General features: G+C 70.2%; 25 protein-coding genes and 1 pseudogene. 7 read left to right on the forward strand and 19 right to left on the reverse strand.

Translation table 11 applies throughout. The features are described from left to right. Positions 1 to 93 precede the first annotated feature (93 nt). Together AP234_RS12295 and AP234_RS12300 are read left to right on the forward strand one after the other, a co-directional pair. Positions 94 to 699, forward strand: coding sequence for a hypothetical protein (locus tag AP234_RS12295; protein WP_055479765.1), 606 nt, complete (start codon positions 94 to 96; stop codon positions 697 to 699). Between the two features lie 484 nt (positions 700 to 1,183). After that, a complete protein-coding gene (locus AP234_RS12300; protein WP_200926488.1) occupies positions 1,184 to 2,077 on the forward strand; it encodes an alpha/beta fold hydrolase in 894 nt (297 codons plus the stop codon). Between the two features lie 19 nt (positions 2,078 to 2,096). Here AP234_RS12300 and AP234_RS12305 read toward each other — a convergent pair whose 3' ends face one another. After that, entirely contained in the window at positions 2,097 to 2,894 is a 798-nt protein-coding gene (locus tag AP234_RS12305) for a thymidylate synthase (RefSeq protein ID WP_055479766.1), read from the reverse strand. Positions 2,895 to 3,203: 309 nt separating this feature from the next. Further along, complete coding sequence (locus AP234_RS12310) at positions 3,204 to 4,376, reverse strand: FAD-dependent oxidoreductase (protein ID WP_055479767.1); 1,173 nt, start codon at positions 4,374 to 4,376, stop codon at positions 3,204 to 3,206. 53 nt (positions 4,377 to 4,429) lie between these two features. Here AP234_RS12310 and AP234_RS12315 point away from each other — a divergent pair, with 53 nt between their 5' ends. Further along, complete coding sequence (locus AP234_RS12315; protein ID WP_055479768.1) at positions 4,430 to 5,122, forward strand: TetR/AcrR family transcriptional regulator C-terminal domain-containing protein; 693 nt, start codon at positions 4,430 to 4,432, stop codon at positions 5,120 to 5,122. 339 nt (positions 5,123 to 5,461) lie between these two features. Here the strand turns inward: AP234_RS12315 and AP234_RS12320 are convergent, their stop codons facing one another. Together AP234_RS12320 and AP234_RS12325 are read right to left on the reverse strand one after the other, a co-directional pair. Next, entirely contained in the window at positions 5,462 to 5,959 is a 498-nt protein-coding gene (locus AP234_RS12320) for an HAD domain-containing protein (RefSeq protein WP_055479769.1), read from the reverse strand. After that, positions 5,956 to 6,440, reverse strand: a pseudogene (locus AP234_RS12325) (transposase); the annotation flags it as partial. The gene AP234_RS12320 and the pseudogene AP234_RS12325, both read right to left, overlap by 4 nt. 366 nt (positions 6,441 to 6,806) lie before the next feature. Here AP234_RS12325 and AP234_RS12330 point away from each other — a divergent pair. Further along, positions 6,807 to 7,553 (forward strand): hypothetical protein, encoded by a 747-nt coding sequence (locus tag AP234_RS12330; RefSeq protein WP_055479770.1) that lies wholly within the window; start codon positions 6,807 to 6,809, stop codon positions 7,551 to 7,553. Positions 7,554 to 7,649: 96 nt separating this feature from the next. On the opposite strand, the gene AP234_RS37205 is transcribed toward AP234_RS12330, so the two are convergent. The 3 genes from AP234_RS37205 to AP234_RS12340 form a co-directional block, all read right to left on the reverse strand. Further along, positions 7,650 to 7,811, reverse strand: a complete 162-nt coding sequence (locus tag AP234_RS37205; protein ID WP_160330422.1) for a hypothetical protein — start codon at positions 7,809 to 7,811, stop codon at positions 7,650 to 7,652. A gap of 76 nt (positions 7,812 to 7,887) precedes the next feature. Continuing rightward, positions 7,888 to 8,127: a hypothetical protein gene (locus tag AP234_RS12335; protein WP_055479771.1), complete on the reverse strand. Its 240-nt coding sequence runs from the start codon at positions 8,125 to 8,127 to the stop codon at positions 7,888 to 7,890. 332 nt (positions 8,128 to 8,459) lie between these two features. Further along, positions 8,460 to 9,188, reverse strand: a complete 729-nt coding sequence (locus AP234_RS12340; RefSeq protein ID WP_055479772.1) for a glycine-rich domain-containing protein — start codon at positions 9,186 to 9,188, stop codon at positions 8,460 to 8,462. A gap of 606 nt (positions 9,189 to 9,794) precedes the next feature. Between AP234_RS12340 and AP234_RS12345 the strand changes: the two genes are divergently transcribed. Next, positions 9,795 to 10,295 (forward strand): DUF6653 family protein, encoded by a 501-nt coding sequence (locus AP234_RS12345; RefSeq protein ID WP_055479773.1) that lies wholly within the window; start codon positions 9,795 to 9,797, stop codon positions 10,293 to 10,295. Between the two features lie 136 nt (positions 10,296 to 10,431). On the opposite strand, the gene AP234_RS12350 is transcribed toward AP234_RS12345, so the two are convergent. Together AP234_RS12350 and AP234_RS12355 are read right to left on the reverse strand one after the other, a co-directional pair. Further along, positions 10,432 to 11,331, reverse strand: coding sequence for a cation diffusion facilitator family transporter (locus AP234_RS12350; protein WP_055479774.1), 900 nt, complete (start codon positions 11,329 to 11,331; stop codon positions 10,432 to 10,434). Beyond that, positions 11,331 to 11,744 (reverse strand): ArsR/SmtB family transcription factor, encoded by a 414-nt coding sequence (locus tag AP234_RS12355; RefSeq protein WP_055479775.1) that lies wholly within the window; start codon positions 11,742 to 11,744, stop codon positions 11,331 to 11,333. The genes AP234_RS12350 and AP234_RS12355 overlap by 1 nt, the downstream gene beginning before the upstream one ends. Positions 11,745 to 11,927: 183 nt before the next feature. On the opposite strand from AP234_RS12355, the gene AP234_RS12360 reads away from it, so the two are divergent. Next, a complete protein-coding gene (locus tag AP234_RS12360) occupies positions 11,928 to 12,542 on the forward strand; it encodes a TetR/AcrR family transcriptional regulator (protein ID WP_055479776.1) in 615 nt (204 codons plus the stop codon). 250 nt (positions 12,543 to 12,792) lie between these two features. Here the strand turns inward: AP234_RS12360 and AP234_RS12365 are convergent, their stop codons facing one another. Further along, on the reverse strand, positions 12,793 to 13,593 hold the full coding sequence (locus AP234_RS12365; protein WP_055479777.1) for a hypothetical protein: 801 nt from the start codon (positions 13,591 to 13,593) through the stop codon (positions 12,793 to 12,795). A 653-nt stretch (positions 13,594 to 14,246) separates the two neighbouring features. After that, positions 14,247 to 15,824 carry a bifunctional NAD(P)/FAD-dependent oxidoreductase/class I SAM-dependent methyltransferase gene (locus AP234_RS39500; protein ID WP_055479778.1) on the reverse strand — a complete coding sequence of 526 codons (1,578 nt, stop codon included), beginning with the start codon at positions 15,822 to 15,824 and terminating at the stop codon, positions 14,247 to 14,249. A gap of 91 nt (positions 15,825 to 15,915) precedes the next feature. Between AP234_RS39500 and AP234_RS12375 the strand changes: the two genes are divergently transcribed. After that, positions 15,916 to 16,500 (forward strand): XRE family transcriptional regulator, encoded by a 585-nt coding sequence (locus AP234_RS12375; protein ID WP_055479779.1) that lies wholly within the window; start codon positions 15,916 to 15,918, stop codon positions 16,498 to 16,500. 15 nt (positions 16,501 to 16,515) lie between these two features. Here the strand turns inward: AP234_RS12375 and AP234_RS12380 are convergent, their stop codons facing one another. The 8 genes from AP234_RS12380 to AP234_RS12415 form a co-directional block, all read right to left on the reverse strand. Further along, positions 16,516 to 17,337: a sulfite exporter TauE/SafE family protein gene (locus AP234_RS12380; RefSeq protein ID WP_235558134.1), complete on the reverse strand. Its 822-nt coding sequence runs from the start codon at positions 17,335 to 17,337 to the stop codon at positions 16,516 to 16,518. Between the two features lie 340 nt (positions 17,338 to 17,677). Continuing rightward, positions 17,678 to 17,872 (reverse strand): CsbD family protein, encoded by a 195-nt coding sequence (locus AP234_RS12385; RefSeq protein ID WP_055479780.1) that lies wholly within the window; start codon positions 17,870 to 17,872, stop codon positions 17,678 to 17,680. 220 nt (positions 17,873 to 18,092) lie between these two features. After that, positions 18,093 to 18,668, reverse strand: a complete 576-nt coding sequence (gene amaP, locus AP234_RS12390; RefSeq protein ID WP_063842881.1) for an alkaline shock response membrane anchor protein AmaP — start codon at positions 18,666 to 18,668, stop codon at positions 18,093 to 18,095. A gap of 33 nt (positions 18,669 to 18,701) precedes the next feature. Further along, on the reverse strand, positions 18,702 to 19,751 hold the full coding sequence (locus tag AP234_RS34900) for a DUF6286 domain-containing protein (RefSeq protein ID WP_055479782.1): 1,050 nt from the start codon (positions 19,749 to 19,751) through the stop codon (positions 18,702 to 18,704). Beyond that, positions 19,748 to 19,933: a hypothetical protein gene (locus tag AP234_RS12400; RefSeq protein WP_055479783.1), complete on the reverse strand. Its 186-nt coding sequence runs from the start codon at positions 19,931 to 19,933 to the stop codon at positions 19,748 to 19,750. The genes AP234_RS34900 and AP234_RS12400 overlap by 4 nt, the downstream gene beginning before the upstream one ends. Continuing rightward, entirely contained in the window at positions 19,930 to 20,145 is a 216-nt protein-coding gene (locus AP234_RS12405; RefSeq protein WP_235558135.1) for a hypothetical protein, read from the reverse strand. Before AP234_RS12405 ends, AP234_RS12400 begins: the two co-directional genes overlap by 4 nt. 212 nt (positions 20,146 to 20,357) lie before the next feature. Further along, the gene (locus AP234_RS12410; RefSeq protein ID WP_055479784.1) at positions 20,358 to 20,843 is read right to left on the reverse strand and encodes an Asp23/Gls24 family envelope stress response protein; all 486 of its coding nucleotides are present in this window, start codon (positions 20,841 to 20,843) and stop codon (positions 20,358 to 20,360) included. A gap of 299 nt (positions 20,844 to 21,142) precedes the next feature. After that, positions 21,143 to 21,739 (reverse strand): ABATE domain-containing protein, encoded by a 597-nt coding sequence (locus AP234_RS12415; RefSeq protein ID WP_200926489.1) that lies wholly within the window; start codon positions 21,737 to 21,739, stop codon positions 21,143 to 21,145. Between the last annotated feature and the right edge of the window lie 511 nt (positions 21,740 to 22,250).

Genomic DNA, 22,250 nt, shown 5'->3' on the forward strand with positions numbered 1-22,250 from the left:
GTGCCCTGGGAACTTCTTCCGTCGAGGCGATTCCACTCACGCTGCTGCTCACCCTCAAGTGACTCGCAAGTCTTGATCGGTAGCTTCCGGGGCATGAGGAAACGATCTGCCGTTCTGGCCGTCCTGACCACCGCGGCCACGCTGGCCGTTCCCGCCGCCGCCTCGGCCGCCGTGGGAGCGCCGCCGGCCGGGATCCCGTCGGGCGTGTCCGCCCAGTCGGCCCGCGGGACCACGACCTTCTCCTTCCGGGGGATGAACCTGAGGATGCCGTCGGCGTGGAAGGTGCGCCGTTACGGCGACACGGCCAGGGTGATAACCGGTGCCTGCACCGATCCCGAGTACTTCTACGCCGACTGCAGGGGTTTCTGGCTGGTCGGCCCCAAGACGCTGTCCCAGTGGGGCTACAACGGAAAGAAGCAGTACATACCCACGCTCGCCCAGCCGTCGTGTCCCTTCGGAGGCATGAGCCTCACGGTTTTCGGAGACAAGGCCGGTGCGAGAGGGCTGCGGCAGGTCGGGCGGGGGCACACGGCCGCGTACACCGCCTGGCCCGGCTACTGCGAGGCGCAGGGCAGTTCGGGGCGGAAGGTGAGGTTCAGGCAGCGAGAGTGGTTCCTGCGGACCTCGAAGATCCTGGTGGTGGACCTGTGGGACCACAAGGAGCTGCCCGGCGTGCTCAAGAAGGCCACCTGGAGCTGATCGGGCATCCCGCCACGATTCCGGCGGGCGGGCCGGGCGTCATGCCCTTACCCCTGGTCAGGGGAACCGCCTCGGCGTCGTCGGCTCCCGGGACGGCCGATGAGGGGGCATCCCGGGGCCGGCGGTCGATGGGCGTGGTCAGCGGCCGTCGCCGACCACGACCCTGGCCTTGTCGTGGTTCTTGCCGTTGCCGTCCGGCGGTCGGCAGCGCGACCACCGTGGGGGTCGGCGCGTCCGGCGGGGTGGTGTCGACGCCGACGCCCATCGGGGCTGCCCCTGCGTGAGCCCGACGCGACGGCCGAGGAGTAGAACCGATCCCACCGGACGGCCAGATCACGAAATCCACACGTTCGGCGGCCTTCGCCGTCGGGCTGTGGCGTCAACGCCGACCGCACTGCGATGAGGCTGCGTCCGCTGGTGAGTCACTCCCGTGAATGGAAAAAGTCGTCGGCTCCTGTCGCCGGCTCGTCTACTGTCACAGATCATGACCGAGACCTTCGTGAGCTCCGGTCCGCTGCGCCTGTGGACCGAACGGACCGGACACCCCGACCGCCCCGCCGTCCTGCTCATCGCGGGTGCGTCGGCCCAGGGCATCGTCTACCCCGATGCGCTGGTCGACCGCCTCGTCTCCCGCGGCATGCAGGTGATCCGGTACGACCATCGTGACACCGGCCGGTCGAGCATCATCGACGTCGACCGGCATCCGTACGGTCTGTCCGACCTGGCCACCGACGCGCTGGCTGTTCTCGACGCCTACGGCCTGCCGTCCGCCCATGTGGCCGGCGCGTCGATGGGAGGCGTGATCGCGCAGTGGCTGGCCGTACACGCGCCGGCCCGGGTACGTTCGCTGACCCTGCTCTCCACCACGGTGATGAGCCACGACCCGGGGCCGGTCCTGCGACGCGCCATGGCCGGCGAACCCGCCGACCCCGATGACCTGCCCCCACCGACCCCCCGCTTCCTCAGGCACCTGGCCGGCACGGCCGACACCGCGCCCGGGGTGGAAGCCGACCTGGCCGGCTTCCGGGTCATGAACGGCGACGTCCGCCCGTTCGACGAGCCGGCCGCCGAAGCGATTCTCCGGCGATGCCGGGCGAGGGCGACCGACCCGTCCGCCGCCGCCCACCACGGCCTCATCGGCAGGAAGAAGGGCCCGGACTTGTACACACCGCTCTCAACGATCACCGCCCCGACCACGATCGTCCACGGTGACCAGGATCCGCTTTTCACGCTCGCCCATGCTGAGGCATTGGCCGCCGCCATCCCGGACGCCCACCTGCACATCGTTGAGGGCATGGGTCATGTCTACTTCTCTCCCGGCCTTCCCGAGCAGCTCGCCGACCTGATCTGGATGACGGCCGGGGCGACTGCGATGTGAAGCGATCCACTTCGCCCGATCACACCGCCACCGGCGCCGGGATGCCGGGGTGCGGGTCGTAACCGTTGAGCGCGAAGTGACCGTAGGTGTAGTCGAACAGGCTGTCGGCCGGCTTCAGGCACAGCGTGGGGAACGGCCGTGCCCGGCGTGCGAGCTGCGTGCGGACCTGGTCCTCGTGGTTGTCGTAGATGTGGCAGTCGCCTCCGGTCCAGACGAAGTCACCGACGCCGAGCCCCACCTGCTCGGCGATCATGTGCGTCAGCAGCGCGTAGCCGGCGATGTTGAACGGCACGCCGAGGAACAGGTCAGCGCTGCGCTGGTAAAGCTGGCAGGAGAGTTCGCCGTCGGCGACGTAGAACTGGAAGAACGCGTGGCACGGCGGCAGCGCCATCCGCGGGATGTCGGCGACGTTCCACGCGGACACGATGATCCGCCGAGAGTCGGGGTTCTCGCGCAACGTGCGCAACACCTCGCTGATCTGGTCGATGTGTCCGCCGTCCGGGGTCGGCCACGACCGCCACTGCACGCCGTAGACCGGGCCGAGATCACCGTCCGGCGCCGCCCACTCGTCCCAGATCGTGACGCCGTTTTCCCGCAGCCATGCGGTATTCGCGTCGCCACGCAGGAACCACAGCAGCTCGTACGCGATCGAGCGGAAGTGGACCTTCTTCGTCGTGATCAGCGGGAAGCCGTCGGACAGCCGGTAGCGCAGTTGGTGACCGAAGATCGACCGTGTCCCCGTACCGGTGCGATCCGCCTTACGGGCGCCGGTGGCGAGCACACGGCGGAGCAGGTCTTCGTACTGCGTATCGGGCATACCGCAAGTTTAGAAGCGGTGTTCCTACGGGGGCCTATCAGAGCCGTCGGCGATGCACATCACCTGGGCCGCGATCACGCGGATGATCCACCGGCCCATGCGCGAGGCCGACAACGCGCCCGGCCGCCGCCGCATCAACGTGCCGGGCCGCTCCTACTTCCCCCTTTCCCGCGCGTCGGCTCCTTGGAGGTCAGGCGGCGTGTGGTTCCGGACGGGGAACGCGCTGGGCGGAGCCGATCTGGTCGCCGAGGGTCCAGCGCGTGGCCTCAGGCGAGGTGTCCGGAGAACAGGGGGGACCTCATTCGGCAGTCAGGATGGCTGAACTTCATCGAAGAGGGCGAGGGCTTCGGCGGGGTCCGGGCTCACGAGGCGTTCCAGACCGACCGCCGTGATCTTCGCCCACCTGCCGGCCCGTGCCCACATCTGTTCCTCGAAGGCGCGGACACCCTCGTCCAGATCGCCAGGTCCGGGGGCGGCGGCGACGGACTCGGCGAGTTCGGCGCCTTCCAGCATCGCGAGGTTCGCGCCCACCCCCAACGGGGGCATCAGGTGCGCGGCGTCGCCCAGAAGCGTCACCCCGGGGACGTGGGTCCAGGTGTGGGACACGGGCAGGACGTAGAGGGGGCGGTGGACGAAAGCGGTGCCATGGCGGAGGAGATCAAGGACGGGGGCGGCCCAGCCGTCGAACATGGCCAGCAGGCTTGATCGCACGGCGTCGGCGTCGGCCAGGTCCAAGCTCGCGTCCATGCCCGCGCGCCGGTTCTGGTTCACATGGCGGTCCAGGTCCGTGTGCCAGTCCAGCGGCGCGCGGAACTGGGCGTACACCTTCACGTGGCCACCGCTGTTGCGCTGGGCGACGAGTGCGCGGTTCACGCCGTACACGGCCACGGAACCGTCGCCGATCAAACGGGCGAGGTCGGGGTGGCGGGTGTCGACGTCGTCCAGGGAGGTCTCGATCAAGGTGACGCCGGTGTAGTGGGGCGTCGCGGCCGAGACCGCCGGGCGGACCCGGGACCGGGCGCCGTCCGCGCCGACCACGAGGTCGAACGTCTCCTGTCGCCCGTCCGCGAAATGGACCAGCACGCCGTCCCGGGTTCCCGGCACGACCTCTGTCACGCGCTGCCCCCACCGAACGTCGAGGGGGCCGAGCAGCAGGTCGCGGAGTTGCCCTCGGTCGATCTCGGGATTGGCCCGGTCATCCGGACGGGGTCGCCAGTCGCGAAGCACGGTCCCGTCCGTGTCCAGGATGCGCATGGCCTGCCCCTCGGGACGGGACAGCGCCTGGAACTCCGCCAGCAGCCCTGCCTTGCTCAGCGCGAGCTGGCCCAGCTTTTCGTGCAGGTCCAGCGTGCCGCCCGGAGGACGAGCGTCGGGGGCGGGATCACGTTCGATGACGGTGACGGGGTGATCGTGGCGGTGCAGGACGCGGGCGAAGGTCAGGCCGGCGGGGCCGCCTCCGATCACGGCGATACGATGTCTCACGTAAATACACTGTATTTTGCTGAGACAGTGTATGGCAACAGTACGATGTATTCATGACTGTGTGGGACCGGCCGGAGCCGCCGTCTCGCCCCGCACCGCTCGATCGGGAGCGAATCGTCGCCGCCGCCGTCGCGCTGGCCGACGAGGGCGGGCTCGAGGCGGTGTCGTTGCGTAAGGTCGCCGCCCGGCTGGACGTCGGCCCGATGCGGTTGTACGGATACATCTCCACCAAAGAGGAGCTGTTCGACCTCATGGTGGACGAGGTCTACGCCGAGATCCTCCCCGCGGAACGGCCCGATGACTGGCGGGAGGCGCTGCGCGTCCTCGCCGACGGCACCAGGAAGGCCGCACTCCGTCACGAATGGCTGGCCGACCTGCTCGGCGGCCGTCCGGCCCTGGGTCCGAACGCCCTCGCCGTGACCGAGGCCACGCTGGCCGCCTTCGACGGCCTCGCCGACCTCGAGACCGTCATGCGCGCCGTGGAGACCGTCGGCGCCTACTTCACTGGCGCGATCAGGCACGAGATCGCGAACCTGCGGGCCGAGCGCGCCACGGGCCTGTCCAAGCGCGACTGGCAGCGCGCCTCCGGACCGCATGTGATGAGGATGCTGGCCACGGGCCGCTTCCCGGCGCTGGCCAAGGTCGTGCACGAAGGCACAGAGGTGGACGCCGAGACGTCCTTCGCGACCGGCCTGGACTGGATCCTCGACGCCGTGGCCGCGAAACTCGCCCGGCCACCGTCGTGACGCTCAGGATCTCCAGGTGATGTCCGTGGCACTGAATGGCGCCGCCGGCCTGCGCGCCTACCTGCCCGAGTGGTTCAGCGGCAGGTTCTGACGCCGGACGAGCGGACGGCGCTGGAAGGAGTCGGCGGGGTCGTTCATGTACCAGGTCGACGACAGCGAGCTGACGAATCCGGGGACGTAGGAAGCACCAGCGGTCAGGGTGGTGATGGGGGATCGACAGCACTATCGGCTGCCGGGCCCAAGGTCGAGAAGAAGGGGAGGAGCAGCGCGGCACAACATCGGGGGCTCCGGTTCTCTTCGACACGGGAGCATTGTCAAAATCTGTGGATCGTGGGTGGTTCACACAGCTCGAAGCCATTGATCGAGGGCTACGAAGTCTTCGTCGGCGAGTCCCCGGTATGACTCCACGTGGTGAAGGAGAGCCCGACCGCTATGGTGCGCGGAGACCCACTCCCTGTCGGCGTCGGTGATCTCGTCGTCGACCCAGGCGAACGGGCGTCCGCCCGCCCAGTTCACCAGGGTCCGGGTCTTCCAGCAGAGCCCGAACCATTGGTCCTCACGTTGGTGGTGGTCGGTTGGCTCCGGCCAGCTCACGACAGGCAGTCGCGGCAGCCCGATCCGGGGCGCTATCTCGCCATTCGCCTCCTCTTCCCAGGTCGTCGCCCAGACGAGTCGGCAGGGCAGCGCTGCCAGTCGACTCCCCACCTCGGAGGTGAGCCGCGCCGAACGCGAGTCGGGTGTCGTACCCCGCGGTGCGCGTCGCGGGTCCTCGCCGAAGGGGAGAAGCGGTCCGTCGACGTCGAGGAAGAGCAGCGGACGTTCGGCGTGACCGGTCATGCTGCGCTGACCTCGTCACACTCGGTGAGTACGCCGCGTTCGAAGCGGGCTCCGGCACGTACGAGAGCCACCAGATGCGATGCGTTCACCGTGCGCCAGCGGGCCTGGACCGACTCGATCAGCTTGAACGCCATGGCCAACCCGGCCGCCCGCGAGCCCGGCCCCCTGGCGATCTTGGTGCGGTGCCGGACGGTTGCGAACGCCGACTCGATCGGATTCGTCGTGCGCAGATGGATCCAGTGCTCGGCCGGGAAGTCGTAAAACGCCGGCGACTCCTCGATGTCATCGACGACCTTGACCACCGCCTTGCCGTACCTGGCGCCGTAAGCCGCCCGGAACGCCGCCACCGCCGCCGGCGCGTGCTCCTTGGCCTCGGCGTTCCAGATCTCCGCCAGAGCCTTCTTCGCTCCCGGGTGCGCGACTTCGTCATGGCCCCGAGAACGTTCGCGATCTTATGAAACCAGCACGGTGCGCTTGTCGTCGACCCGGGGCGCGTGAACCTCGATCGCGTCGCGATCAGAACCTCGCGCGGGGAGCGGGAGCCGTTGCGCACCACCAGGCGACGGTCGCCTGTGTCGAGGTCGTCGGCGAAGGCGGCGCTGCCGGCGTCGGCTTCGGCCTGCAATAGCGGTGGCCGGCATGCGGCTGGCGCCCTCGTGGACGATCTGAGGGCCGCTATGGCGAGGCTCACCCGTGCCGACGCTGGTTGACCAAGCACGGCCGCCCGCTGTCCACCCCTCGCATCGACTGCGTCGCTCAACTTCGAACAGTGGTCACGCGAATGCGTTCTGTAGTCATAGTCTTGGAGTGCACCTGCAAGATCCGTAACCGTCACACGGGAGAGCGCATGCACACCGCCACCCCCGGGCCCCGCCACACCACGCCAGGCCGTCTTCTGGCCCGAACCGCAGGAGGCGTCGCGTCCGCCACGGCGGCCGCCGGGCTGCTGCTGACCATGGCCGCCCCCGCCCACGCCGAGACCACGAAGGCATACACCACACCGGGGGAGCACACCTTTGTCGTGCCCGCCGGTGTGTCCCAGATCAGAGTGACCCTGACCGGGGCCGGTGGTGGTGGCGGCGGCGCCCACCCCGGCGACGACGCCAAACCCGCATGGGGCGGCGGCGGAGGAGGCGGCGGCGCCACCGTGTCCTGCACCTTTACCGTACGTCCCGGCAACGCGCTGCTCATCGATGTCGGTGCCGGCGGTGCCGGCGGCTCCATTTTCGCCGAAAGCGCCCCAGCGGGAGGAAGATCGAGAGCAACCATCCTCGGCAAAGGAGGCAGCGCCGAGGGCGGTCACGGCGGTGAGACGGCCCACAAGACCCGGAGCGGAGACGGCGGTCTGGGAGGTGACGGTTGGGGAGCCTCCGGATGCGCCGGTACCGACCGTACCCTCGCCATGGGCAAGGCCGGCACCTCCAGCGGATCGAGCCGGGGAGGGATGGGAGGCGCGGCCGCGGTCGGGGTGCCCAGCGCCTGCCCCGCGGGCACCGGCGACGGCGGAAACGGCGGCAACGGCGGAGTCACCAACCGCTATTCGGCCGAGGGCGGTTCTCCCGGCCGCGACGGCTGCGTCGCCGTCACCTACTGACACCCCGGACGGCACCGAAACCGGGCCGGCCCCCGTCACGGCGGGGGCTCTTCCATGTCGTCCCCGTTGACCTGGTCTGCCCGGATCGGCGAAACCTCAGAGCAGGGCCGTATCCGCCCGATTCTTTCCCGAGTACGACGGCGACCCATCGAACTCGCACTCGTCGGCGTCGAGCACGAGCCGTACGCCACAGACCCGCAGTCCGGCCCGGTTTCTGGACGAGCCCGAGGGACCATGGCCGGTGAGATGGGTGTTCACACCCCGGGGTTCCCGGAACCGGGGTTGGCGTTCATGAGGGCGCCGGCGGTACGCAGAGTTCGCTGATCACTCCGTGTCAGGTGGCCGGCTCCGGCTCGGCGGGAAGGGCGGCCGGGCGCCGGGGGAGCAGCAGCGGGGTCGCCAGCAGGAGCACGCCGGCCAGGCCGATGGCCGTGCGGGGGCCGAGCAGGCCGCCCAGCACGCCCCATGCGGCCGTCAGGAGCGCGGTCGAGACCTTGGTCGTCACCGACCAGGCAGACAGCGTGCGAGCGGCCCGCTCGGTCGCGGTGCGCTCGAGGCGGCCGGTCCCCGCCATCAGGCGGGAACTCGCGGACCCGCTCCAGCCGCAGGGCGGTGTCGCCGGGACGCGGCCGCAGCTCCATCGGCGATCGGCCGATGAGGCTGAGGCCCCGCCGTGTGCGGGGCCTTCGTGCGTCTAACGCGGCGTCCAACAGCGCGGATGCACGATACGGCCCCACGGATCCGCTGCCGGGGGGCCTGAGGGGCGACGGCCTCTGTCCGATGGTGCCATGTACGAGGTGGCGATGCCGCACACGCGGGAAGCCTCGACGACCACCTCGTCGAGGGCGGATCAGGGAGAAGCACCCGGATCACCTGGACGCCCGACGCCGTTCCCGTCGTGTGGTGTCAGTAGGTGAGGACGACGCAGCCGTTTCCACCGGGGGTGCCGGGATTGGTGACGACATTTTCGCCGTGTCCGTCGCCTCCCTTTCCGCCTACGCCGGTGCCGGGGGGACAGGCTCTGTGCACCCCGGCCCCCGGTGCGCCTCCGGGTTGCCCCTCGGAGCGTTCTTCGCTACCGGTGCCGGGCTGGCCAAAGGTCAGGCCGCCGTCGGTGCCGATGCACCACGTGGCCCCGTAGCCTCCGGCGCCTCCGTTGTGGTTGATGTACCCGCCACCGCCGCGGCCGCCCTCGGCGCTCGCGCCGCCGGCGTTGGGATAGCTGATGGTCGAATTCGTTCCGGGCTTGCCGTCTTGGGCGCCCGCGCTGGTGCCTCCGGCGCCGACGGTGATGGTGAGCCTGTCGCCGGGGCGGACGGCCAGCGTGCAGGCTGCGGTGGCGCCTCCGCCTCCGCCTGCGCCCCCGGTTGTGGGCCGGTTCCGGGAGCCGTACGCGCTGGCACCGCCGCCGCCCCCGGCCCCGGTGAGGACCGCTCTGATCTTGAAGATCCCCTTGGGAACGGTGAAGGTGTAGGTGCCCGGTTTGGTGTAAGGCTTCGTGATCGCAGCGTGGGCCGGGGCGGCCGCGGCCAGCAGCAGCCCGGCCGCCGCCGCGGCTCCCGCGACGCCTCGCGCGGTTCTGGCGGGAAGACGGCCTGGCGTGGTGCCGCCGGGCCGGGGGGTGGCGGTGTGCATGCGCTCTCCTGTGGTGGTTGGGGATCTGGCGTGTGCACTCCCGAGATTATGACTACACAGCGCATTCGAGTGACCACTATAAGAAGTTGGGCGGCGGGGGCGAGGGAATCGCGGAGGCGGTGAACCTCCGACCGACGCCGAGAGCACGAGAGCCGGAATCCCTTCCATCGAAGGGGTTCACAAGCACGCAAGGTAACGTGACAGCCTGCCTGGTCCTTCGTCGCGTGGGCGTGGCGGAGAAGGCCGGCTTCGGTGCGGACGGCCGCGGATACGGAACGCCGGCGGCGCTGCCTTCGGGGTCGTGGCCATGGTCTGGCTGCAGTGGAGACAGAACGCGAACAGTGACGGGCCCGCCGAGATCGACGGGACGCCGGCGGACCTGGAGGCCGACCTAGCTCGTAGTCCGGCCGGCGGGCGGTCAGCCGGCGCAGCGGATCGTCGCGACCGTAGCCGCCACCTGCTCACAAGGACCGTCGGAAACGCCTGAAACGATGCGAACTCGCCCATCGATGGTCGCGGTGGATCCCTTGAAACCAAAACTTCATCCTGGTTTTATGGATTCACTCTCGGGCGCGTCCCGGCGGTTCCCCTTCCGAAGGAGCAACGATGAAGCTCACCCAGGCCGCCGCCGCCATGTTCGGCCTCAACGACGACTCCTGGAAGCGGCACGCCAACGCCTGGAGCGTGTGGACCCGCATGGCGGGTCTGGCACCGATCCTGCTGCCGATCTACTTCCGCGATGCCCTCGGCTGGTGGGCGCTCGCCCCGATCGCAGCGGGCGTGACCTGGATGTGGATCAATCCGCACGCGTTCAAGCCGGTCTACGAGCCGCGCGGCTGGGCGGAGAAGGGCATCTACGGCGAGAAGATGTACGCCGCCGACCGCTCACTGGCGGCCGAGGCGCACCGGCCGGCGATCCGCTGGCTGATCGCCATGGCCGCAGTCGGCGCGGCGATCATGCTGTACGGCCTGGTCCGCGTCGAGGCCTGGCCGGCGGTCTTCGGCTGGGCGCTGATCTTCATCTCCCAGCTGTGGCAGATCGACCGCTTCGTCGCCATCTACGAGGAGGGCCTGCGCCGCGCCGCCGCCGTGGGCCATGCCGAGTGACGCATCGCGCGCCGGTGCGCCGTACCCGAAAGAAGACGAGAGACTCAGCCGGGTGCCGGCCGATGGTCGGGCGTCGCAGACAGCGCGCTGATCGCTGCCGGCCCGTGGCGTTGGCGGGTGAGAACGGCCTGCCAGGTCACCAGCCGAGTTCGTCGCAGCCGCGGTGGTCGGCGGGTTCGATCTGCAGGGTGGCGTGGGCCACGCCGTGGCGGCGCAGCAGCAGGTCGCGGGCCCGGTCCAGGACGGCGTGGTTGTCGTCTGGGTTGGCGGTGACCAGGTGGGCGGTGGCCACGTGCATGCCGGAGGTGAGCGTCCACAGGTGCAGGTCGTGTACGTCGCTGACGCCGTCGATGGCGGCCAGGTCGGTGGCCACCGCGGCGGCGTCCATGCCCTCCGGCACGTGCTGGCCGAGCACGGCCAGCACCTGACGGCCCAGCGAGACGGCGCGTACGGCGACGAACGCGCCGATGGCCAGTGCCACCAGTGTGTCCCACAGCGCCTGTCCGGTGGTCGCCACCAGTGCGCCGGCCGCGATGACGCCGACGGATCCGGCGGTGTCGGCCATGACCTCCAGGTAGGCGCCCTTGACGTTGAGACTCTCCCCGGCTCCGGCGCGCAGGATCATGAGTGCGGCGAGGTTGACGGCCAGGCCGATCGCGCCGACGACCAGCATCGGGCCGGAGGAGACCTCGGCGGGGCCGCCGATGCGCCCGATCGCCTCGATGACGACGTAGAGGGCGACGCCCAGCATCATGATCACGGCCAGCAGGGAGGCGAACACCTCGGCGCGGTAGGAGCCGTAGCTGCGCCGGCCGGTGGTGTCGGGGCGGGCGGCGATGCGAGTGGCGACCAGTGCCGCGCCCAGGGTGACGACGTCGGCGGCCATGTGCCCGGCGTCCGACAGCAGCGCCAGCGACCCGGAGACCAGGCCGTAGCCGAGTTCGACGAAGAAGTACGCCCCTACCAGGCAGAAGGCGGTGGCCAGTCGCCACCGGTGCCGGGCCCCCGCGTGCCCGTGTCCGTGTCCGGCGCCCATCAGAGGCCCCCGTCGCGTTCTGGGTGCAGGATCTCGGTGTGCTCGGTGTGGGCCAGCGCCAGGTCCAGCAGCATTCGCACGTGCGGGTCTTCCAGCCGGTAGTAGGCCATCCGCCCGGCGCGGCGTACCGCCACGATGCGGTGCGCGCGCAGCAGGCGCAGCGCGTGTGAGGCGGCCGACTCGCTCAACCCGCTGACCGCGGCCAGATCACACACGCATAGCTCGCCCTCCAGCAGCGCCACCAGCAGCCGCAGCCGGTTCTGATCCGACAGCAGGCCGAAGACGTCGGCGGTGTCCGCCAGATCGACGGCCGCCGGCATCCGCTCACGCACGGCGGCGACCCGGTCGGCGTCGACCACGCGCACCACGCAGCCACCTATGGAGGAAACCCGCTCATCTGAATAACTATTCATACGTTCAGCATAGCGAAGTCGGCTCGCGTACCGTCAAGATCCTGACGGCACCCCAGGGGAGCGTCCCGCAGGAGGTGATCGACGGCAGGTGGCGGCCTTGAGACATCAGCCGGACAGGCCGTGGCCGGACGTGCCCGTGAAAACATATGAACAAGATGGTCATTCGCAGGAAGGTCGTCCCTGATGCCGCCCGCGTTCACCGCCGAGGAGAAGGCCCGCATCACCGCCCTGTTGCTGGAGACCGGCGCGAAGCTGTTCACCGGCCAAGGGCTGCGCAAGACCTCCTTGGAGGAGTTGATGGCACCCACCGGGGTGGCCAAGAGCAGCTTCTATGTCTTCTTCGACTCCAAGGAGGCGCTGTATCTGGAGCTGATGCTGCGCCAATCCGGCGAGGTCAAACGCCGGGTCGTCGACAGCGCGCTGCTGAGCGCCGACGACCCCCGCGAAGGGCTGCGCCGCTTCTTGCGCGCCACCATCGAGGAGCTGAGGGTCAACCCGCTGTGGCGCCGCCTGATGACCCATCCGGAGGAGATGCAGGCCGTGGCCCGCAAGCTGCCCCCAGAACGGGTCGCCGCCATGTCCGACAGTCCCGCCGCCGCCTTGACCGAGTACGTCGCCGCACAGAGAGCTCAGGGCGAGTTGGTCGCCGCCGAGCCCGCCGTCATCATCGGTGTCATGCGGTGCGTGCTGCTGGTGCCGATGTTCGCGGAACGGCTCGGCGACCCGGCCCTCTATCCCAAGATCCTCGACCTGCTCATCGACATCGTGACCTCGGGACTGGCCCGGCACGAAGATTGACTTCCTATGTAGGTGCGCGGTGCCCGTACGTGAGATTCTCCGGTCAGCGGGGCCGACAGGGAACAGCGCTCTGGTCTATGGATGGGCCGGGAGCGGCGCGTACTCGCCCGTCGTGACGCAGCGCCTCAGGCGCCGGGCTGGCGCGGCGATCTTCACGCTCGCTTCTGCTTGACGCCGACCTTGGGGGAGCTCCGGCAGCGGCCGGGGCGCCGATCGAGACGGTCGGCGCCCCGGCCTCAAGCACCCGTCCCTACGCCTGAACGGCGCCTGCCAGCAGTGTCCGATGACGGATCATCCAGTCGGCGGCGCGGGCCCGCCAAGCCAGCGCCCACAGGGGCGCCGGGTCGGTCGAGTCGGGAGTGATCCCGGCCCGAGTCGCTTCGGCGGCGCAATCGCGGATCGCGAACTCGATCATCCGGTCGACCAGTCCGCCCCGATCGGCGGCCGGCAGTTCATAGCCGTCGAGGAACAGCCGCAGCTGCCGCGCACGGGAAGCCGCGTCCGGCAGATCGTTGCGTTCGGCGACGTCGTCATCGTGCAGTTGAGCGTGCCACCAGGCGGCGGCGACGACCTCGTCGAGACGATCGACCGGCCCGGCCAGGGTCCAGTCGATGAACGCCACCGGCATACCGTCGCGGGCGACGGTGTGCCACGGCCCGGCGTCGCAGTGGCCGATGACGGAGTCGGGACCGGTGCGGTGCATCCACCACGGCTGCCAGGCTGCCTGCGGTGGTGGCCGGAAGCCGGCGGTTGCGGTGTGCAGGTCGCGCAGCAGTCTGCCGACCTGCCAGATGCCCTCCTCCGACCAGGCGTACGGGTGGGCGATGCTGCCCTCGATATAGGTCAGCACCTCGTTGCCGTCGGCATCGATGCCCTCGCCGACCACCCGGGGACAGCCGGTGAACCCGGCGTCGGCCAGGTGGCGCAGCAGCGCGTGGACGGTGCCGGTCCAGGGCCGGGCGGAACGCCTGACGGTCTGGCCGGCACGGATGACATGACTGGGTCCGCCTTCGGCCGCTGTCAGCGGCTCGAAGGATGATGCGGAGTGCACGAATTCTCCTCGTGTTAGCGCGGTAAGCGGTGACGGAGCGCCCGGTTAAGGCGCCGGTGGCCGGCGGCGCGGATGAATCCGCGACCGGCAGCGGCCGCTACGCATGAGGAGTTCATGGACCTGGCCGAACGACAGGCCCTGAAGAAAGGGGCGCGGAGGTCAGATCGCGGTGAACTCACGAGTCGTAGCGGCGGCGGCTACCTCGCCGTAGACCTTGCACGTCATATCGGCCTCCCTGATCGGTCGGACACAGACGAGGCTAGCCACCCGCCACCCGAACGCGCCACCGAGTTTTCTCGACACCCGGTCGTCTGTCCGCCTGCCATCAGTGGGACTTCGTCCCCTTCGTATTGGTGTGAGCGAATCGAAGGATGACGAAGTGGCCGTCCCCTGTCGCGTCGATCTCATCCGCATCGACTGCAGGGCTTGATCACCCGCATCCCATCTCCCCGGACGCGAACTAGGCGCGTATGCCGCCGTCAGGCGTTCGATCGGAGGAGCCACGCCCTGTTGGGCCGTGGTCGAGCGGCTCTGCGCAACCGGCCATGGAGAGGGGGCCGACCAGCGCTGGAATCAGCGTCAGAGCCGGTGCCGGGAGCCCGCTGACAAGGGGACGGTTCGAACGGCGTGCGACTCGGCCCGGCTCGTCGTTCTCACAGGCGTCGCCGGATCTTGAGCACGTTGTCGGTGCGGGTGGTCGGCCTCCCGTCCGGGTCGTTCTGGACGCGTTCGAACTCCTCGCAGCGCAGCAGCTCCCATTCCCCTTCCGCCGGCTCCAGGGAGTCGAACACCTCCTGCGGCGTGGGAAAGTGCACGTCGGGTCGGTCGTCCTGCTGCCAGGCCGGCCAGCCCGCGTGCCCGGCCACCAGCAGCACCCCGCCGGGCGCGACCGCGGCGGCCGCCCGGCGCAGGATCTTCTCGCGCGGCATGTCGCCCGGAGAGTGCAGGTAGCAGGCGGTGACCAGGTCGTAGACGCCCTCGGGGAACGACTCTGCGAGGTCGTGCCGCTGCCAGTCGATCCGGTCAGCCACGCCGGCCTCCTGGGCGTGCCGCGCCGCGCGGCGCAGCGCGACCCCGGAAATGTCGGCGGCGGTGACCCGCCAGCCCTTGCCCGCGAGCCAGATGGCGTCGCCGCCCTCGCCGCCGCCCAGTTCCAGCGCACGGCCGGGAGGGAGGTCGGCGACCTCGCGGACGAGCACGGCGTTGGGGGCGCCGCTCCAGATCCGCTCGCTCTGGCGGTAACGGTCGTCCCAGAACTCCTCCTCCGTTGCCGTGCCTGCGGCGCGGTGGGCGGCCACGGCGGCGCGGGCCTCCTCGGTGACCAGGTCGGCGTTGATGGCCGCCCCGGCCCGTACTCCTGCCGCGGCGGCGCTGATGACCTGATCGATCACGTTGGTCACGTTGCCCGCCACCCACACACCCGGCACGCCGGTCTTGCCCATGGGGTCGCCGGGAATGTAGGTGCCGAGGACGAACCCGTTCATGTCCTGCTCGGCCGTTTCCAGGCCGAGGCCGGCGAGCCCGTCCAGCCGGGCGTTCAGCCGGGTGCCGACGGCGAGCGCCTGGCGTGGCATCTCCCGGCCGTCGGCCAGCCGCACTCCGGTCAGCCGGTCACCGTCCAGCACGGCCTCGACCAGCTCGCCTTCGACCACGGTGACGCCCCTGGCGGCGAGCTGTTCGCGGGCTTCCTCCCCGGGCTCGGGCGCCGTGTGCAGGAAGAGGGTCACGTCGTCGCTCCACTGTCGCCACAGCAGGGCCTGGTGCGCGGCGAGCGGGCTGGTACCGACAACGCCGATGGCCTGATCACGTACCTCCCAGCCGTGGCAGTACGGGCAGTGCAGCACCTCGCGGCCCCACCGTTCGGCCAGGCCGGGCACCGGCGGCAGCTCGTCCACCAGGCCGGTGGCCACCAGCAACCGGGCCGCCCCGACCGCGGATCCGTCTGCCAAGGTGACGCGAAAACGCCCGTCGGCGAGCCGCTCCGCCGCCGTGACCAGGCCGGTCACGATCTGCCCGCCGTACTTCACGATCTCCTCGCGGCCGGCGGCCAGCAGCTCACGCGGCGGCACACCCTCGTGTCCGAGGAACACATGCACGCCCTGCGCGGGGGCGTTGCGCGGCTGTCCGGAGTCGATCACCAACACCTTGCGGCGGGCCCGGGACAGCGTGAGCGCCCCGCTCAGCCCGGCGGCCCCGCCGCCGATCACCACCACGTCGTACGTCGCATCCATGCGCGGCTCCTCGCTCGTTCGCTTTCGCGCCACTGTCCGCGGCTTGGGGCCGATTTGACAATTTTCCTTGCCGAAATGGCAATCTAGGGCGATGGAACTCGATGAGGTGCTGGTGGCGGTGGGCCCGCGGCTGCGGGGGCTGCGCCGGGAGCGCGGCATGACGCTGGCGGAGCTGTCCAAGAGCACCGGCATCTCGGTCAGCACGCTGTCGCGGCTGGAGTCCGGGGGACGCAAGCCCACGCTGGAGCTGATGCTGCTGCTGGCCAGGGCCTATCAAGTGCAGATCGACGAGCTGATCGGCGCGCCCGTGACGGGTGATCCGCGCGTGCACATGCGGCCCGTCAAGCGGCATGGCATGACGTACATCCCGCTGAGCCGCCGGCCCGGTGGGTTGCAGGCGTTCAAGCAGATCTACCCGCCGCACTGGCCGGGCTACGAGCCGGAGCAGCAGGTCCACGAGGGCTACGAGTGGTTGTACGTGCTGTCGGGGCGGCTGCGCGTACGGCTCGGCGAACACGACGTGGTGCTGGAAGCGGGCGAGGCGGCCGAGTTCGACACCCGTACACCGCATGCGTTCACCAACCCCGGCGGTGAGCCCACCGAGGTGCTGGCCCTGTTCGGGCCGCAGGGCGAGCGCATGCACGTACGCGCCCGCCCCGCCGCCGCCGCCAGGTGACGTCCGGCCGACGGGTCAGCCGTGGAGGGCGAGATAGGGGGCCAGGGCGAGCAGCACGACGATGAGCCCATACTTGAGCCCTCGGGCCGGCAGGGCGTGGGCGATCTTCCAGCCGAGGAGCACGCCGGCGAGTTCGGGGACGCCGATGAGGGCGGCGAGTGGCCAGTCGACCGCGCCGTGCGCCAGATAGCCGAGCGTCCCCACCGCGGCGATGACGATCGACTGGACCTGCGCCGATGCGAGGGATTCCAGCACGGGGACGCCGAGAGTGATCAGCAGGGGCACGGTCAGCATCGGGCCCCCGATGCCGATGACACCGGCGGCGACGGCCACCGCGAAGCCGAGCCCGGCCACCAGAGGCGCCGCCGGGGCCGCTCCGGCGGCGGGCCGGTGCCGCTCGCGAAGCCACACCAGCGCGGCCACCAGGACCAGGAGCAGCCCGAGTGCCAGCCCGAACGCGCGTATGGACACCATGCTGTTGATCAGCACACCTACCGGAGTGCCGATCACCGCGGTGCCGGCCAGGATCAGCGCCGTACGACGGGTCCCGGGCTCGCGGAGCTGTCCCGACCGGGTGTATGCGGCGGTGGCCAGCACGCCGGTGGCGACGTGAGTGACGATGGAGGTGCCGGCCACCTCCGCGGGGGACAGGTCGGTCAGGACGAACAGCCCGATCGTGGGCAGGACGCCACCGGGGCCGAGCGCGGTGATGCCGACCCCTCCGACGAAGCCGAACAGTCCCAGCAGCACCAGCAGCGCAGGCGACAGGTCCTCCATCACCGCACCCCCGTACGGCGAGATCGCGGCGCGTTCGAGCAGGCGGAGGTCATGGTTCACCTTCGGGTGAGAGGGAACGCCGGACGGACCGCCCGGCGGCTGGGATGTGGAGGGTCGGCCGGCCCTTGGCGACGCTATCCGGGCGTTGTCACGTCGGAGTCACGCCATCCGCTTCGACCGGGGTGAACGTCCGACCTCCAGGTTCGCGAAGCCATGACGCGGTCGCGCCGGGCCTGCCATGGAGAGTTCGCCGCGTGTCGCGTACCCGGCTCTGGGGCGAGCAGGGATCGGTCACGGCGACCGGAGAGTGTGCTTTCTGGGGGTGCGAGGCCGTCCTGGCCCTGCCGGCGGAGGAGCCCGGCCCTGTCGACGGCAGGGCCGGGCCTCTCCGTATGACCGGTCAGTCCTTGAACGCGTCCTTCACTTTGCCGGCGGCGTCCTTCACCTTTTCGCCGGCCTGCTTGAGCTTGCTCTTGCTCTGCTCGGCCTGTCCGCGGGCCTCGAGATCCTCGTCGTCCGTTACCTTGCCGAGCCCTTCCTTGGCCTTGCCGCCGAGCTCTTCCGCTTTGTCGCGGAACTTGTCCTCGTTCCCCATCGGGAACACCTCCTTGTCGTCGAACCGAGAGCTGTCCCTTTCCGGTAGCAAGCCGCTCAAACACTGTTAATCAACGTCCGTGTCATATCTGCCGCTCGTTTGGCGGTAAGAGGAAAATCAACGGCAATAGAACTTTTACCGCCGTTCATCGTGCAGTTCCGTGACGTACGCCGAATCGGACCGAGTGTCGCCCGAGTCCCCGGATCCCTCGTGAAAAGAGTCAGCGGATCTGCCGGGCGTGCCCGCCGGGGACGAGACGCAGCCGCACCCGCGCGGGGAGGCGGGTCAGGCCGAGCGTGGTACGCAGGTCGGCGACCGCCTCGTCGTGCAGCCGGGTGACCAGGTCGCTCAGATCGGCCGATTCCCGCGCGGTGATCCCGAGGTCGAGCCGGGGGGCGTCGGAGGGGCCGCGCAGCGCGGCGTGGGCCCGCCGCACGTCGGGATAGGCGCCGACCTGGGCCGCCAGGGCCTGGCTCGCCGGGTGGGAGTCGACCTCGGTGACGCCCGACGAATCGGTTTCCACACGCCAGCGATCCCTGCGGTCGCGCCGGAACTGGGCGAGTAGCCAGGACAGCCCGATGACCCCGATGACGATGCCCGCGGCGGCCGCGGCGGGCCAGAACCACGGACGGGTCCGGGCGAACGCGGCGACGTCATCTGTCAGCAGTGGCCGACCGGCGGCGGCGGCGCCGAAGGCGCCCAGGGACCGCGCGACCGCCAGTCCACCGGCCGTCAGCAGGATCAGCCCGAGCAGGGTCAGCCCCACACGGTTGACCCTAGAGGCACCTCGGTTCACCGCCGACCCCCTTTCGACGACTTCCGGCCGGGTTCACGGCAGGCCGCTGACCCGTACACTCACCGACATCCGGTGGACGGGCGAAAGCCTGGCCAGTTCCTGGTCCACCGCCGCCCGCACCCGCCCGGAGACGGTGGTGGTGTCGCGCAGATCCGTCCACGCCCGCACCTTCGCCCTCTGACCGGACACCCGCACCCTGGCGCGCCGTACACCGTCGACTGCGCCGGCCACGTGCCGCAGTCGCCGGGCCAGCGCGTGCCGCGACATCCCGACGACCAGGTCGGGGTCCGCGGTGCGCAACGCGAGCAGGTGCCCCCGGCCCGGCACCGCGGCCAGCAGCAGGAGCAGCGCTCCCAGCAGCATGAGCACGCTCGCCGCCGCGAGCGCCGTGCCGCCGTCCCAGGTCGTCGTGCGCGCCCACCCCAGCACCGCCTCGTACGGCACGAGCCTGATGGGGCGGCCGAACAGGGCGGAGACCACGTGGACCGCGGCCAGTACGCCGACGGCCAGCAGCACCAGGGCCGCGATGGCGGAGGGAACGGCGCGCGTGGGCCGGAAGGCCCGCTTGCCGCTCCGGTAGCCGGGATGACGGACAGCCATGAACATGCCACCGCGATGACCGGCGCCCGCGCTCGGCATGGCGGTCTGGGACGGGGCCTGCGCGCCGCCCTCCGCCCATCGCTCCGGCTCGCTCGCGGCATGCTCCTCCGGTCGGCTGCCCGCGTAGCGGTCTTCCCGGCCCGCTGCCGGACCGGGCGCGCGCAGGTGGCGGGGTGTGGGCATGTCCGCCGCCCCGGGAAGCCGTACGATCTCGATGTCGATGTTCTCGGCGGACAGCCCGGTCAGTTCGCGCAGCCGGCGGCGTACGTTGGCGCGCAGTTCGGCCGCGAGCCGTGGCACCGGCGCCGGCGATGGATAGCGGACCGCCAGGTCCAGGTGCACGGCGGCGATCGACCCGCTCACCGAGGCGGAGGCGTGCGGTCGGCCGGCCAGCCGGTCGTCCTCCGCGGCGACCTGTTCGGCGATCTTCACCAGGGCACGGTCGGACACGGTCGTGCCGCCGCGCCCGCCGGGCGCGCTCATTGCCGTCGCGTGCGCAGCGTCGGCATCTGCACGCCGCCCTCCATCGCGAGGCCGACGAAGAAGCCGATCACGCCGAGCACCAGGACGATGAGGAAGGCGTTGAGGCCGCCGAACGCTCCCACCACACCGAGCACCGTGCCGAACGCCAGCCCTGCCAGGGCCCATACGGGGAACCCATTCATGATCGTTCTTCCTTTCCGGTGTTCTTCTCAGCGGGCGTGAGGTCCTCGATGGTGACGTTCACGCGCCTGCCGGCGGAGAGGTCGCCGAGAGCGTCGCGTACGGACGCGGCCAGCTCCGGCAACGGCGTGCCGTACCGCGCGACCAGGTGAACCTCGATCTCGTCGTCGCGGACCGTGACGCCGGGGACGACCTCCCTCGGGAGGTAGGTCACCAGAGTCCCGAACGGCCCGGTGGAGAGACCGGCGACACCGGGGCACGACACCACGCGCGCCGCGACGTCCCTGGCGGAGACCCCGCCCGTGCCGGAACCCGCGGACCCCGCCGTTCCGGCGGGCGCTTCCGCTTCCCCGGGCGCCGGTGCCGGGGACGCCTGAGCGGGCCTGGACGTCTTGGCCGCTCCAGGGGGCCGAGCCTGCGCGCGGTTCATCGGACCCGCGGCTCGGCCTCGGTGCCCGTCGCCGCCTCCTGCCGCGGCAGGTGCACATCGTCGACCGCCACGTTGACCTCGGTGACCTCCAGGCCGCACATGTGCTCGACCGCGTTGGTCACGTTGCCTCGAACCGCCTCAGCGAGATCGGGGATCGCGGTGCCGTACTCGACGATGAGGTGGATGTCCGCGGCGGCCTGCCGCTCGCCGACCTCCACGTCGATGCCGCGGGTGAGACTCTCCTCGCCGCCGAGCCTGCCCTTGATCGCCTCGAAGGCCCGGGCGGCACCGGTGCCGAAGTCGTAGACACCGGGGATCTCCCTGGCCGCCATCCCCGCGATCTTGGCGACGACCTCGTCCGCGATCGTGGTGCGGCCGTGCTCCGTCACCAGACCGGCTTCTCCGTGGGGGCGCACTCGCGTACCGCCCTGCCCCTCCTGCACCGCCACGCCCCCGGCGGCCGATGTGTTGCTGTGGGTCATGTGACTTCCCCGCTTTGACCTCCGTGAGGCATTGCCTCGGGTTTCGTGGGCGTAATACCCGATTTGTTCCAGATAATCGTGGGTGCGAGGCAAGGTTGGGCCATCGGAAACCCCTGACTCCGTCAAACTGCTCGACTCATAAGGAATATGCCGAGCCCTATGACCAGAGCCTCCGGAAATCAGGCCGGACGCCGGTCTCCCGAGAAGTGATCAGGCCTTTGGCGCGTGACCATCGTTTGATCGGGCTCCATCGAGCCGGCCGCCTGAGCGCGGGATCGGGGCAGGAGCCCGCATTGTGATCACGCATCCTGCCGGGCGCGCAGCGCGCGTACTTTATGGCGGTTGCCGCAGTACTCCATGGAACACCAGCGGCGGCGGCCGGGGCGTGAGGTGTCGACGTAGATCAGTCCGCAGTCCTCGTCCGCGCAGGTGCGGATGCGGCGTGCGAGGGTGCCGGTGAAGAGGTCGACGGCGTCGCGCGCAACGGTGGCGAGCAGGTGCGTGCCGCTGGCGGTCTCCGACCATCGCCGCTTTCCGTCTGATCCGATGACCGGCGCCAAGGACGGGTGAGAAGCCGCCTGGTTGATGATCTCGAAATCACATGCCGCGGGCGACTCGCCGCGGATGTGGGCGACGGCCGCCCGGAACAGCGCGTCACGCAACCGGCGCGCGTCGGCCACCTCGACGTCGGAGATCCGCAATTCCGGTGTCGGCGTCAGCCGCGAACGCTCGGTCCAGGCGGTCAGGTCGGCGGGCCGGTGGAGTACCTCGAACCGGTGGTGGAGGCCGGGCCCGCCGGTGGTGAGCAGTTCCAGGCACAGGGCGCCGGCATCGAAGCGGTAGGCGACGCCGGTGCGGGAGTGCAGCATCAGTCCTCGGGTCGCGGGGGGCTCCACGTAACAAAAGTACCAGTTGTCCCCCATCGAGGAGGAAAGTGGTTTTCGACAGAGGGAACACGATCCGCGCTCGTGAACTTCTGAGTGGCGACACGCGGGCCGCTGAGGTGGAAGATCCCATCGCGTTCATAGGGGCGACTGCCGGCCACCGGCCACGTCGCCGGGGAGGCGGTCGCCTTCGGCTTCCGCGACGCGGCCGACCGGTGTCGCCTTCCGGCCGCGTGACCACACGCGACCCGGCGCTCGGCACGGGGCGTGACCAAGAACGGATCATGCTCGGCGATTAAGCGATAACACGACTTCGCTCCAATGTGAAGACCTGAAAATGCTCGTCGAGGACTCGGCCGGAGTTAGCGCGGCTTGAGATGCCGTAAGCAGTGCGAATGCTTCTCTCTCGATCTCCAGGACGCTTTGGTCTTGCCGAGATCACCGGAAAGTTCCATGTCCGCGGCCTTCGGATTCTTGTTCTCGGACCTGCGGCCGAGCCGGTGCTGCTACTTCGGCACTGCGG

Origin of the sequence: Sphaerimonospora mesophila (assembly GCF_001417795.1) — a bacterium.
Classification (GTDB): Bacteria; Actinomycetota; Actinomycetes; order Streptosporangiales; family Streptosporangiaceae; genus Sphaerimonospora; species Sphaerimonospora mesophila.